Annotated in this window: 9 protein-coding genes and 1 tRNA gene; 7 read left to right on the plus strand and 3 right to left on the minus strand. The window is 71.0% G+C overall.

Going from position 1 to position 13,015, the window contains the following annotated elements; genetic code table 11:
* The first annotated feature begins 51 nt into the window (after positions 1–51).
* From R3I40_RS00575 to R3I40_RS00590, 4 genes are read left to right on the plus strand one after another with little or no spacing between them, the layout of a single operon-like run.
* Positions 52–1,332: an O-acetylhomoserine aminocarboxypropyltransferase/cysteine synthase family protein gene (locus R3I40_RS00575; protein WP_317700035.1), complete on the plus strand. Its 1,281-nt coding sequence runs from the start codon at positions 52–54 to the stop codon at positions 1,330–1,332.
* A 9-nt stretch (positions 1,333–1,341) separates the two neighbouring features.
* Positions 1,342–2,034 (plus strand): HAD family hydrolase, encoded by a 693-nt coding sequence (locus tag R3I40_RS00580; protein ID WP_239376202.1) that lies wholly within the window; start codon positions 1,342–1,344, stop codon positions 2,032–2,034.
* Positions 2,027–3,952, plus strand: a complete 1,926-nt coding sequence (locus R3I40_RS00585) for a redoxin domain-containing protein (protein WP_239376201.1) — start codon at positions 2,027–2,029, stop codon at positions 3,950–3,952. The genes R3I40_RS00580 and R3I40_RS00585 overlap by 8 nt, the downstream gene beginning before the upstream one ends.
* Positions 3,949–6,168, plus strand: a complete 2,220-nt coding sequence (locus tag R3I40_RS00590) for a hypothetical protein (RefSeq protein ID WP_285262015.1) — start codon at positions 3,949–3,951, stop codon at positions 6,166–6,168. The genes R3I40_RS00585 and R3I40_RS00590 overlap by 4 nt, the downstream gene beginning before the upstream one ends.
* 70 nt (positions 6,169–6,238) lie before the next feature.
* Here R3I40_RS00590 and R3I40_RS00595 read toward each other — a convergent pair whose 3' ends face one another.
* A complete protein-coding gene (locus tag R3I40_RS00595) occupies positions 6,239–8,671 on the minus strand; it encodes an ATP-binding cassette domain-containing protein (protein ID WP_285262014.1) in 2,433 nt (810 codons plus the stop codon).
* Positions 8,672–8,781: 110 nt separating this feature from the next.
* Between R3I40_RS00595 and R3I40_RS00600 the strand changes: the two genes are divergently transcribed.
* A complete protein-coding gene (locus tag R3I40_RS00600) occupies positions 8,782–10,047 on the plus strand; it encodes a GmrSD restriction endonuclease domain-containing protein (RefSeq protein ID WP_285262013.1) in 1,266 nt (421 codons plus the stop codon).
* Positions 10,048–10,102: 55 nt separating this feature from the next.
* On the opposite strand, the gene R3I40_RS00605 is transcribed toward R3I40_RS00600, so the two are convergent.
* Positions 10,103–10,176, minus strand: a tRNA-Gly gene (locus tag R3I40_RS00605).
* Between the two features lie 84 nt (positions 10,177–10,260).
* Between R3I40_RS00605 and dcd the strand changes: the two genes are divergently transcribed.
* Both dcd and R3I40_RS00615 read left to right on the plus strand, forming a co-directional pair.
* A complete protein-coding gene (gene dcd / locus R3I40_RS00610; RefSeq protein ID WP_239375710.1) occupies positions 10,261–10,851 on the plus strand; it encodes a dCTP deaminase in 591 nt (196 codons plus the stop codon).
* A complete protein-coding gene (locus tag R3I40_RS00615) occupies positions 10,848–11,543 on the plus strand; it encodes a hypothetical protein (RefSeq protein ID WP_259922684.1) in 696 nt (231 codons plus the stop codon). Before dcd ends, R3I40_RS00615 begins: the two co-directional genes overlap by 4 nt.
* Positions 11,544–11,564: 21 nt before the next feature.
* Here the strand turns inward: R3I40_RS00615 and R3I40_RS00620 are convergent, their stop codons facing one another.
* Positions 11,565–12,944: an MFS transporter gene (locus R3I40_RS00620; RefSeq protein WP_285262012.1), complete on the minus strand. Its 1,380-nt coding sequence runs from the start codon at positions 12,942–12,944 to the stop codon at positions 11,565–11,567.
* Between the last annotated feature and the right edge of the window lie 71 nt (positions 12,945–13,015).

Below are 13,015 nucleotides of genomic sequence, written 5' to 3' on the forward strand. Positions count from 1 at the left end.
GTTCCTTCACGGACCTCGACCCGCTCGCGCCTGCGCTGCGAGGATCGCTCCATGACCCACAAGTTCAGCACCCTCGCCATCCACGCAGGCCAGACCCCTGATTCCGATCACGGCTCCCGCGCCCTGCCCATCCATCAGACCACCAGCTACGTGTTCCCCGACCAGAACACCGCCGCCGCTCGCTTCGCCCTCGCCGAACCGGGCCAGATCTACACCCGCATCACCAACCCCACCCAGGGCACCGTGGAGGACCGCATCGCCGCCCTCGAGGGCGGAGCGGCCGGCCTCCTCGTCGCCTCCGGGCAGGCCGCCATCACGTTCGCCGTGCTCAACGTCGCCCGCGCCGGCGACTCGATCGTCGCGTCCCCGTCCCTGTACGGCGGCACCGCGAATCTCTTCACCCACACTCTGCAGCGGCTCGGCATCACCACCCACTGGGTGCAGAACCCGTCGGACCCCGAGTCCTGGCGCGCCGCAGCGGACGAGACCACGAAGCTGTTCTTCGGTGAGACGATCCCCAACCCGAAGCACAACATCCTCGACATCCGCGCCGTCGCCGACACCGCCCACGACATCGGCGTCCCCCTCATCGTGGACAACACGGTCGCCACCCCCTACCTGCTGCGCCCCCTCGAGCACGGCGCAGACGTGGTCATCCACTCCGCCACGAAGTTCCTCGGCGGCCACGGCACCGCCATCGCCGGCGCCATCGTCGACGGCGGCACCTTCGACTTCACCGCCCACGGCGAGAAGTTCCCGAACTTCACCGAACCGGACGAGTCCTACAACGGGCTGCGCTTCGCAGACGTCCCCGCGCCGTTCGCGAGCCGCGCCCGCGCGCAGCTGCTGCGCGACATCGGCGCCGCCGTCTCCCCGTTCAACGCGTTCCTCATCGCCCAGGGCATCGAGACGCTGCCGCTGCGCCTGGACCGGCATGTGGAGAACGCCCGCGCCGTCGCCGAGCACCTGGAGGGCCATGCGGGCGTGAAGTCCGTGACCTGGGCGTCGCTGGACTCCTCCCCGTACAAGGAGCTCGCGGACCGGTACGTCCCCAAGGGCGCCGGTGCGGTCCTCGGGTTCGAACTGGAGGGCGGCCTCGAGCAGGCCGCCGCGTTCGTCAACGCCCTGGAGCTGTTCTCCAACCTGGCGAACATCGGCGATGTCCGCTCCCTTGTGGTGCATCCCGCCTCCACCACCCACTCCCAGCTGACCGCTGAGGAGCTGGAGGCGCTCGGCATCTCGTCCTCGTTCATCCGCCTGTCCGTGGGGCTGGAGGACATCGACGACATCATCGCGGACCTGGAGAGGGGGTTCGCGGCCGTGGGCGCCTAGAGTGGAGGGATGCTCCCCGATTTCACGCCCCGAGCCCTCGTCTTCGACTGCGACGGCCTGCTGCTGGACACGGAGTCCCTGTGGAACCGCACCCAGCAGGCCGTCCTCGCCGATTACGGCACCACTCTCACCGACGAGCAGGAGGCCGCCATCATGGGCACCACCCTGCACGACACGGCCACGATCATCGCCGGTGCAGCCGGCCGCTCCGTCGAGCAGGTGAAGAGCGATGTGTCCGAGCACTTCACCCGGTCCCTGCACGGCAGCATCGAGGTGATGCCCGGTGCCCGCGAGCTTCTCGCCTCCCTGCACGGCCGCATCCCGATGGCAGTCGCATCCAACTCGTCCCCGGACGAACTGCAGCTGAAGCTGGAGGAGGGCGGCCTGATCGGCTTCTTCGACTCCCTGCACTCCGCCGGCAGTGTGGAGCGGCCGAAGCCCGCCCCGGACATGTACCTCGCCGCGGCCCGCGACCTCGGGGTCGAACCGGAGCACTGCCTCGCGTTCGAGGACTCACCCGTCGGCGGCCGCGCCGCGAAGGCCGCCGGCATGCGCCTGGTCGGCATCCCCTCCACCGCGCTGCCCGTGGACGTCGCCGACGTGCAGGTGCAGTCGCTGTGCGACCCCAGGCTGATCGAGTACCTCGCCGATAGGCTGGGCGCTGTTCCTTTCACCGCCGAGGAGACCCCTGATCATGACTGACACCCTCGCCACGCCCGAGCGGCCCGACGCCCCGGAGCTGCGCGGCCGCTCCTGGCTGAACACCGGCGGCGCCGCCCTCACCCTCGATGACCTCCGCGGCAAGGTCGTGGTGCTGGACTTCTGGACGTTCTGCTGCGTGAACTGCCTGCACGTCCTGGACGAACTGCGTCCCCTGGAGGAGGAGTTCGGAGACGTCGCCGTGGTGGTCGGCGTGCACTCCCCGAAGTTCGAGTTCGAACGCGACCCGGACGCCCTGGCCGCCAACTGCGAGCGGTACGACGTCCACCACCCCGTCCTCGACGACCCGGAGCTGCGCACCTGGACCGCGTACGGCGCGAAGGCATGGCCCACCCTGATCGTGCTGGACACCCACGGCCGCATCGCCGCGTCCATGTCCGGTGAGGGCCACCGCGAGAACCTCCGCGGCATCATCGAGCGCCTCGCCGCCGAAGGCAAGAGCGACGGCTCCCTGCGCCGCGGCCCGGCCCCCACCGTCATCGAGGAGCGGGAGCTGCAGCCGCTGCGGTTCCCCTCGAAGGCGGTCCGCCTCAACGACGGCCGCTGGGCCGTCTCCGATGCCGGCCAGCACCGCGTGGTCATCACCGAAGCGGACGGCTCCACGGTCTCCGAGGTCATCGGCACCGGTCAGCGCGGCTGGGCCGACGGGGAGGCCGGCGAGGCCCAGTTCGCCGAACCGAACGGCATTGCCGTGCTGCCGCCCGAGGTCGCCGACGAGTGCGGCTACGACCTCGTCGTCGCGGACACCGCGAACCACCGTCTGCGCGGCATCGCCCTGGGCCATGCCCGCCTGCTGCGCTCCCGCACCGCGTCCGTGGTGCGCTCCCTCGCCGGCACGGGCCGCCAGTGGATGCAGGGGGAGCCGCTGGCGTCGTTCTCCGGCAGCCCGCTGGCGTTCAGCCTCTCCACCCCGTGGGACCTGCAGTACGATCCGGTGTCCCGCCAGGTGCTGATCACCATGGCCGGCATCCACCAGCTGTGGGCGTACACCCCGGCCGTGGTCGACGACAACGGCGAGTTCGGCGACACCGGCGCCATCGGCGTCATCGCCGGCACCACCCAGGAGGGCTCCGTGGACGGCCCCCTGCACGACTCCTGGTGGGCGCAGCCGTCCGGCATCACCGTGGACGGCTCCGGCTCCCTGTTCGTTGCGGATTCCGAGACCTCCGCCATCCGCATGGTCGACCATGAGCGCCAGGCCGTCACCACCCTCGCGGGTGCTGGCCTGTTCGACTTCGGATACGTGGACGGCCCGCTGGAGACGGCGCGCTTCCAGCACCCGCTGGGCATCACTGTCATGACCGATGGCCGCATCGCCGTGGCGGACACGTACAACGGCGCGATCCGGATCGTGGATCCGTCGCAGGACTCCGTGGTGACGATCGCGACGGGCCTGAACGAACCGTCGGATGTGCAGAACGCCGACCCGATCGACGGGGTCGCGCAGCTGATGGTGGTGGAGTCCGGTGCGCACCGCATCAACTGGATCTCCGCCGCCCCCGCCGCAGAGCAGCACATCGACACGGGCGCGCAGGAGACGCAGCGTCCCGTCACAGATGTCCCGGCCGACGGGCGCCTGCGCGTAGACGTGCTCTTCACCCCGCCGGAGGGCCACAAACTGGATGACTCCTACGGCCCGGCCACCAAGGTGTCGATCACGACGACACCGCCGGAGATGCTGCTCAGCGGCGGCGGTGACAGCACGGACCTGTCCCGCACGATCGAACTGGACCCGTCGATCCCGGAGGGTGTTCTGCATGTGAACGCCCGCGCCGCCAGCTGCGACGCGGACCCGGCGAACGAGTTCCCCGCCTGCCACATGCACCAGCAGGACTGGGGTGTGCCGATCGCGCTGGCCGACGGGGCCCCTGACCACCTCGACCTCTCACTGCTTGGATGATGCCCGACTTCTCGCTCGGAACTGATGTCCTCTGGTCCCTGATCGCGCTGGCCGTGGTGTCGGCGGCGCTGATCGTGGTGCCGCTGGTGCTGGAGCGCCGCGGCGCGGCCCGTCCCGATTCCACGCTGCGGCTGGCGCTCGCGGACCTGCTGAACGCAGCCGCTCGTCCCGCGCTCATCGGTGGCGTCATCATCGCGGTGCCACTGCTGGTGGTGCCCGGCGGGATGGACGTGCGGTTCATCCGCGCGGGTGCTCTGCTCGTCGGCATCCTGGTGGGTGTGCTCACCACCTGGCGGATGATCACCCCGCTGGCGTCGGCGGTCCCGCCCGTGGACGCCGCCGATGCACCTGAAGGCGGCTCCGGCGAGCCGGGCACCGCGGCCGCGGAGACGGCAGCGCCGGACACGTCAGCACTGGGTGCTGCCGGTCTGCTCACCGCGATCGCCGTGTTCCTGCTGCAGGCGAGCGCGGGCATCCCGCTGATCACCGCGGCGGGCGGCCTCGCCCTGTTCCTCGCCGCCCTGCAGGCGGTGCGGTCGGTGACGGGCGTCGGAGCGATCAGCGCCCACCTGCTGGTGGGGGTCCTGGAGCGCGAAGAAAAGGTCGCGCCCGGCGCCTCCGCGGAGCGGGCCGACGCCGCACTCGACCGCGCGTCCGGCACCCTCCTGCGGGCCGTCCTCGCGCTGCTGCTGCCGGGTGCTGTGATCACTGCCGGCGGCCCCCTCATCGGTGTGCACGCCGTCATCCTCGGCCTCATCGGTGTGATCGCGATCCAGGTGGCGGCTGTCCTGCCGCACCTGCTGGGCCGCCTGTTCCCGCAGTCGGCGGTTCTGCGCACCGCGATCGGTGCCGGGATCCCGCTGGCCGGCCTCATCGCCGGACTGGTGCTGTGGCTGCCGAGCCGGTACTCCCAGCTGCGGATGGCGCAGGCCGGGCACGGCTTCTACGACGATCCGCTGCTGCTGTCGATGTTCGTCTCCCCGAACCCCGACGGGTCCCCGCCCGCCCCGCTGAACCGGGATGTGCTGGAGCCGCAGATGGAGGAGATGGCGCGGAACTTCCACCAGTTCCAGGAGGGCCTCGATGATTCCCCGGCGGTGCAGCGCGTCGCCGACGAGATCGTGCTGCACGGGCAGAACCCGTCGGCCCTCATCGGCATCGCCCTCGGCATCGGCGCGCTCTCCGCTCTCGCCATCGCCGTCCTCAGCCACCGCATCACCGCGGGAGAGCTGGTGCAGCGGCAGGCCCGCACCGGCCGCACCGGCCACATCGGCGCGCAGCTCGCAGGGTTCGGCACCACCGCCCTCGTCGTCACGGTGAGCGGCGCGGTCCTCGCCGCCGCCGGCACCGGTCTGCTGGTGCTCACCACCGGCAACCGGGAGTTCGCGCTCATGCTCACCCTCGCCGCGGCGCTCGCCGCCGCTGTGGTGCTGTCCGCTCTCGGCGAGGCGCGCTCACGGGTGCTGACGGGGGCCGTCCTCGGTGGTGCGCTGATCGGTCTGCTGGTGCCGATCTCGAACGTTCTGGGCGGCACGAAGCGCCTGCCGGTGCTGTGGGAGGACCGCGCCCTGCGCAGCGACGCCCTCTCCTCACCGACGATCCTCGCCGGTGGCCTCCTGGGCCTGGTCAGCGCCGCGATCCTCGCCGGGCTGCTCGCGGAGGCGCTGCGCCGCACCACCGCGGACTCCGTTCTCGATGCCCGCGACGCCGCTGACTCGGGCGCTGACGCGCCGCTGGAGTCCCGCGCGGTCCGCGGCCGCACGCTCGCGCTCGTGCCGGTGCTGCTCGCTCCCGCGGGCATCAGCGTGGCGGCGTTCGGCATCGGCGGCGCCGCCCTGCAGTCCTACGTCGCGGTCCTCGCGGCCGCGGCCGCGACCCTCACCGTGGTGGCGGCGGTGCGGGAGCGCACCGCGGTGGCGGCGCTCGCCGAGTACCACGCGGACCGCTTCGGCGGCCGCGGCTCCTGGGGCCATTCCGCTGTCACCGTGGATGCAGCATCCGCCCGCGTCACGGCGCTGATCGCGCAGGCGACCGCTGCGGGCGTCGCCGCGGCGGCGATCCTCGCCGCGGTGCTGGCGCCGTTCGTCGCCCAGGTGGGGTCCGATGGGTCCAGCCCGATCCTGCGCCTGCTGATCGCGGTGTGCGGTGTGCTGGTGATCGTCGGCATGTGGGCGCAGGTGCGCGGCGTGAAGGAACCGGACCTGCGGGACGACTGACCCCGTCGGCCCGCCCTGCCGCTGAGGCCCGGCGGGATGCACGGGAGCGCCCCGGCTGGAACGGCGCGAGTCAGAGGCAGTCGCCGGTCGCAGTTCCCGAGGCCGCCACGACAGCGGGAGTGCCCTCGGCGACGATCCTGCCCGCGTCGAGGTCGATCACGTGGTCGCAGCCGGCGACCACCCGCATGTCGTGCTCCACCACGATCACGGTGGCGCCCGCGTCGACCAGGCGGTTCAGCTCCGCCACCAGCAGGTCCACATCCGCCGGGTGCAGGCCCGTGGTCGGCTCATCCATCAGGTAGACGGTGCGGCCGCGCGCCGTGCGCTGCAGCTCCGTGGCCAGTTTGATCCTCTGCGCCTCGCCGCCGGACAGCTCCGTGGCGCTCTGCCCGAGCCGCAGGTACCCCAGCCCGATCGCCTGCAGGGCCCGCAGCGCCCGCGCCACCCGCTGGTCCTCGGCGAACACCTCCACTGCGTCATCCACGGTGAGGGCGAGGACACCGGCGATGGTGAGGCCGTTCCACTGCACGTCAAGGGTGTCGGGGGCGTAGCGCTGCCCGTGGCAGGTGGGGCAGGTGGTGAAGCTGCCCGGCAGGAAGATCAGCTCCACTTCGATCTGGCCGACTCCGGAGCAGTCGGGGCAGCGGCCCTCGGGGGAGTTGTAGGAGAAGCGGCCCACGCCCCAGCCGCGTCGCTTCGCCTCCTCGGTTCCGGCGAACAGCTGCCGCACCCGGTCGAACAGGCCGGTGTAGGTGGCGAGGCAGGACCGTGGCGTGCGGCCGATCGGCTTCTGCGTGATGTGCACGAGCCGGTTCACCCGGTCCGCGCCGGTGACGCCGCCGAGCACCGGGGCGGAGTCGTCCGTGTCGGGGCCGACGGGGTCCGCGGCATCAGCGGGGTCGTCGTCGTTGACGGTGGTGCGGACGTTTTCGCTGAGGGCCCGCCCGATCACCTCCGTCAGCAGGGTGGTCTTGCCGGCGCCGGAGCGGCCGGTGATCGCCGTCAGCGTGCCCAAGGGGACGCGGACGGTCACGTTCTGGAGGGTGCGGGCACTCGCGCCGGTGATGACGAGTTCGCCCGCCGCGGCCCGGACGTCGCCGGGTCCGGCCGGCTGGGGCTTCTCGGCCCCGAGGTAACGCGCGGTCTGGGATGCGCCGACGGACTCCAGCTCATCCGTCGGGCCGGAGAACAGGACCTCGCCGCCGCCTTCACCGGCGCGGGGCCCCACATCGACGATCCAGTCCGCCTGCGCAACGAGGGACATGTCGTGCTCCACGATGAGCACGGAGTTCCCCTGCTCGATGAAGTCGGTGAACAGGTCCTGCAGGATCCCCTTCTCACTGGGGTGCAGGCCTGCTGACGGCTCATCCAGCACGTAGGCGACGCCGAACAGGCCGGAGCGCAGCAGGGCGGCCAGGCGCAGGCGCTGCAGCTCGCCGGTGGAGAGGGTGCGGGCCTGCCGGTCCATGCTGAGGTGTCCGAGGCCGAGGCCGGTGACGGCGTCCAGCACCGGCAGGACGGTGGGCAGCAGGATCCGCTCCGCCTCCTCCTGCGGGGTGGTGGGGTCACCGGCGCGCTCGGCGCGGTCCGTGAGGAGGGCGCGCAGGTCCTCCAGCGGCATAGCGGTCATGTCGACGATGGAGCGGTCGAGGTACCGGAAGCGGAGCGCTTCGGGGGTGAGGCGGTGGCCGCGGCAGTCGGGGCAGGTGCTGCGGTTCATGTGCTTGAGGGCGCGGGCGCGGGTGTGCTCGGACTTCGAGTTCGCGGCGGACTTCTTCAGGTGGTCGGCGGCGCTCATCCACTGGCCCTGGTAGGTGCGCTGCGTCTGCGAGGGGGAGCGCTCCGGGGTCACCGTCACCACGGGGGTCTCATCGGTGAACAGGACCCAGTCGCGGGTGTCCTGCGGGAGGTCCTGCCAGGGGGCGTGGACGTCCACGCCGAGGACGGCGAGGATGTCGCGGAAGTTCTTGCCCTGCCAGGCGCCGGGCCAGGATGCGATCGCGCCGTCCATGATGGACAGGGTCGGGTCCGGGACCATGGAGGACTCCGTGGGCTCCATGAGGTAGCCGGCGCCGTGGCAGCGGGGGCACTGCCCCTCGGCGGTGTTGGGGGAGAAGGAGTCGGAGTAGAGCTGGAGCCCGTCCGGATGGGTGCCCACGCGGGAGAACAGCAGCCGGATCGAGTTCGAGAGGTTCGTCAGGGTGCCGACTGTGGAGCGGGCGCCCCCGGCGGCGGTGCGCTGCTCGAGGGCGACCGTGGGTGGGATGCCGTCGATGTGCTCCACCTGCGGGTCCACCGCTGAGCCGATGAGGCGGCGCGCGAACGGCGCCACGGACTCCAGGTAGCGGCGCTGCGACTCGCCGTGGACCGTGCCGAACGCGAGCGAGGACTTGCCGGAGCCGGAGACCCCGGTGAACGCCACGACCTTCCCGCGGGGGAAGTCGACGTTCACGTGGCGGAGATTGTGCAGGTGGGCGTCGCGGACGCGGACGAGATCGGACATGCGCTCACGGTAGCAACGGCACGTGAGCCCACTGCGGCGCGGCAGTCCGATCCGCGCCGCACAGCGCAGTACGCTGGTTCCTCACTGCTGCTTCAATGATCGGACGGTTCGTGTCTCTTCCCCCTGAAACCCGCCGCCTCATCGGCTGCGGCACCGGCTGCTGCACTGCGCTGATGGTCCTCCTCATCGGCCTGCTGGTGGCGATCGGCGTGATCGCCGGCGACACCACCGCGAGCCCTGAGCAGACCCGCCCCGGCATAGAACTGAGCGAAGCCCCCACCGGCGAGCCCAGCACGGCGACGCCTGCGTCCGAGGCCCCGTCGGCCTCCCCGACGCCGTCGGCCACCGCGACCGCGCAGCCGACCACTCCCGCCGCCTCGAGCGCGGCCCCAACCCCGGCGGCGAAGCCGTCCACCGCGCAGACCCCGTCGGCCGCCCCCGCTCAGAAGGGCACCCCCGCCCCGGCTGACGGGACCGCGCTCGCGACCCTGCGCACCCTCGAGGTGAAGGGCCGCGCACCCGAAACCGGGTATGACCGGGACGACTATCAGTGGCGCCAGGACACCGACCACAACGGCTGCGACACCCGCAACGACGTGCTGCGTCGCGACCTCCAGGCCGTGATCCTCAAACGCGGCACCAGGGGCTGCGTGGTAGCGGCCGGGCAGTTCACCGACCTGTACTCCGGGAAGGTCATCACCTTCGACGAACCCTCCGACGCGGACATCGACCACATCGTGGCCCTGCAGAACGCGCACGTCACCGGTGCGTTCCGCTTCGGTAGTGCGAAGCGTATGGAGCTCGCGAACGACCCCCTCAACCTGATCGCGGTGGATGCATCCCTCAACCGGCAGAAGGGCTCTGCTGACGCCGCGACCTGGCTGCCGCCGAACACGGCGTTCCGCTGCGAATACGTGGCGCGGCAGATCTCCGTGAAGAAGAAGTACGGTCTGTGGGTGACCCCGCCGGAGCGCGACGCGATGGAGCGCATCCTCACCTCCTGCCCCGACCAGAAGACCTACTCCAGCGCGTCCCTGGCGTGGCCGGGCCGCGGTGAGGGGGACGTGATCGGCGAAGGGGAGCGCCCGAAGCCTGTCAGCGGCAGCGATTCGACGACCAGCGAACCGAAGAAGAAGCAGCCCGCTTCGTCGCCGAAGCCGGCCGCTCCGAAGAAGGAGCAGAAGCAGGGCGTCGTCGGCGACTCCCAGAAGAAGCCCGGCTCCGGGCGGGAGCCGAGCGGCGGCTCGGTGCGGTTCAAGAACTGCCGGGAGGCATGGGATGCGGGCGCCGCGCCCCTGCGCCGCGGCGACCCCGGCTACGAGTCGAAGCATGACGGCGACGGCGACGGCGTCGCCTGCGAGAAGCGCCCGCGCTGATACCCGCGGCAACGAGTGAACCCCAGGCCAGCCGGGACTGGGACCTGGGGTTCCGTGGAGCGGGTGACGGGAATCGAACCCGCGCTGTCAGCTTGGGAAGCTGAAGTTCTACCATTGAACTACACCCGCGTACCCCGTCAGCTTAGCCCCGGCACGCCCCGTCGGCCAAAACGAGGGGGCCGCAATCACGGCCGGGCCGGGTAGTCTGGGGGCGTGTTGCTTTCGGATCGCGATATTCGCAGTGAGATCGAGCAGGGCCGCATCCGCCTGACCCCGTTCGATGACCAGTTCATCCAGCCGGCGTCCGTCGATGTGCGCATCGACCGGTTCTTCCGGCTGTTCGACAACCACAAGTACGCCATGATCGACCCTGCCGAGCAGCAGGATGAGATGACGCGCCTCGTGGAGGTGGACCCGGACCAGCCGTACATGCTGCATCCCGGGGAGTTCGTCCTCGCCTCCACCTACGAGACCGTGGAACTGCCCGACGACATCGCTGCCCGTCTCGAAGGCAAATCCAGCCTCGGCCGCCTCGGCCTGCTCACCCACTCCACCGCCGGGTTCATCGACCCCGGGTTCGACGGCCACATCACCCTCGAACTGTCCAATATGGCGACCCTGCCGGTGGCGCTGTGGCCCGGAATGAAGATCGGGCAGCTGTGCTTCTTCCGGCTGTCCTCCGCCGCTGACAAGCCGTACGGCAGCGCCGGCAACCTCAACCGCTACAAGGGGCAGCGCGGACCGACCGCGTCCCGCTCCTACCTGAACTTCCACCGCACCCACATCCCCAAGGAGACCGCATGAGCCACCGCCTGCTGGCCGACGACCCGATCGACCTCGACGCCGTTCACTCCCTGGTGCGCTCCCGCTACCCCGAAGCGACCCACAACCTCGACACCATCGAGATCGGTCAGGGCGCATCCTTGACCTCCGCGGGGGAGCGCGAACTCACCCTCGAGCCCGGTGACGCGGAGGGGATGGAGGATCTGATCGTCGCGATCGCCCGCCGCATCGGCGGGAAGGCGGAGCTGGAGGGCGGCCACGAGATCGAGCCGAGCCGCTTCGACGTTCCCGCCCTCGACGTCATCTCCCCGTACGCACTGGAGGAGGACGACACCCTCGCTGTGGTGAAGGGCCTCATCCGCGAAGCCGTGCTCGATGAGGGCCCCCACGCGAACGGAGCCGCCCACCAGATCTCCGCCGCCGTGTTCCCCTTCGCCGATGTCATCGTGCGGGCCCGGCCCCTCTTCGAAGGCGAAGTGATGACGGTGGCGCACGTGGACTGGGTGAAGGAGGGCGCGGTCCGCTACCACGTGTCCCTCACGCAGCGGCCCGACCGCGAAGAGGGCCAGGGGCTCGATGACGCGGCCCGCCGGCGGATGGAGCGCGAGGCCTACCTCGCGTGCGCGGCGGTGGCCAAGCAGCTGCACGAGAAGGTCGGCGGATTCATCGTGGACGGCGACGGCTTCCTCGTGAACCCCGACGACATCCACTGACGACGCCTCACCGCGCGGGCATCACCCGTCGGCCTCCCGCTCCTCGGCGGGGGAGGGGCCGACGGGTGCCCGCCCCGCGGCACCGAGCCTGACCGGCAGGAACAGCACCAGGCCCAGCAGCAGCACCGCCACGATCCCGAGGATGCCCATCGTGACCCCGCCCAGGTGCGTCACCGCGAGGGTGAACGCGCCGGTGCCGAGGAATCCGAACGCGCGCCCCGAGGTGGCGTACAGGCCGAAGTTCTCGGTGTAGCGGTCCGGGTCGCTCAGGCGCGTCAGCAGGGTGCGGCTGGAGGCGTTGATCGGTCTCACGAAGAAGCACAGGGCAAGACCCGCCGCCCAGAACGCGGCTGCTGTGCCGGCTACGAGGATCACGCAGCCCAGCACGATCACCGCCACCAGGGACGCGACGATGACGGCGCGCGGACCCACCCGGTCCTCAACACGCCCACCGATGAAGACACCCACACCGGCGATGAGGTTTGCGGCGATGCCGAACACGATGATCATGACGGTGGAGAAGCCGTAGGCTCCCGCGGCGATCACACCGGCGAGGGTGAACACGGCGCCGAGCCCGTCGCGGTACACCGCTGACGCCACCAGGAAGTGCAGCATCTGCGGTTCGTCGCGCCACGTTCGCACGAGCCGGCGCCCGATCTGCCGGTAGCCGTCCCACGGGGTCCAGCGCGGGGCCGACGGGTCCCGCGGTGACGGCGGCACCCACCGCATGATCGGAAGGGTGAACACGATGATCCACAGGGCCGTGAACAGGGCGATGGCGCGCAGGTTCCAGCCGCGCTCAGAGGTGATGCCGAGCAGACCGGTGCCGGGCATCACGAACAGCACCAGCACCAGCACCATGCAGAGGATGGAGCCCCAGTAGCCGAGCGCCCACGCGGTGCCGGAGATGCGCCCCCGGTTCTGCTCCGTGGAGATCTGCGGCAGCACCGAGTTGACGAACACCAGCGCCAGCTCCGAGGTGACCACGGCGGCGGCGATCAGCACGCAGCCCCACAGCACGAAGGCGGGGTCCATCGCGACCGTCACCATCAGCGCCACCAGCACCCCCGTGGCGAGGGTGGTGATGCGCAGCAGGGTGTTGCGGTGGCCACCGGTGTCGGCGAGGGATCCGAGCAGAGGGGCGAGCAGTGCGACCGCGACCGCGGCCCACATCTGGGTGCTGGACAGCAGCGCGGAGGCGCGGTCCGTGGCGGCCTGCGCCGCGGCGGGGTCCTCGATGCCGGCGGTGGCGACCCCGGTGGTGATGTACGCCGCGAACACGAAGGTGAGGATGACCGACGAGAAGGCGGAGATTCCCCAGTCCCATAGGCCGAACGCCCGGATCTGCGCGGCGAGGGCGGAACGGCGGGGCGTGAGTGGGCCCTCCTGAACTGCGGTCATGATTCCAGAATAGGCGGCGCGGTCGTTAGACTGGGCCCATTCCACCCTTCCCCGGCCAGGACGGAGAACGC

This window comes from Helcobacillus massiliensis (genome assembly GCF_033106145.1).
Lineage (GTDB): Bacteria > Actinomycetota > Actinomycetes > Actinomycetales > Dermabacteraceae > Helcobacillus > Helcobacillus massiliensis.

Coding starts and splice junctions, on each gene's coding strand:
- R3I40_RS00580 (WP_239376202.1), top strand. CDS start 1,342: ATGCTCCCCGATTTCACGCCCCGAGCCCTCGTCTTCGACTGCGACGGC.
- R3I40_RS00615 (WP_259922684.1), top strand. CDS start 10,848: ATGAGCCACCGCCTGCTGGCCGACGACCCGATCGACCTCGACGCCGTT.
- R3I40_RS00590 (WP_285262015.1), top strand. CDS start 3,949: ATGATGCCCGACTTCTCGCTCGGAACTGATGTCCTCTGGTCCCTGATC.
- R3I40_RS00595 (WP_285262014.1), bottom strand. CDS start 8,671: ATGTCCGATCTCGTCCGCGTCCGCGACGCCCACCTGCACAATCTCCGC.
- R3I40_RS00575 (WP_317700035.1), top strand. CDS start 52: ATGACCCACAAGTTCAGCACCCTCGCCATCCACGCAGGCCAGACCCCT.
- R3I40_RS00585 (WP_239376201.1), top strand. CDS start 2,027: ATGACTGACACCCTCGCCACGCCCGAGCGGCCCGACGCCCCGGAGCTG.
- R3I40_RS00620 (WP_285262012.1), bottom strand. CDS start 12,944: ATGACCGCAGTTCAGGAGGGCCCACTCACGCCCCGCCGTTCCGCCCTC.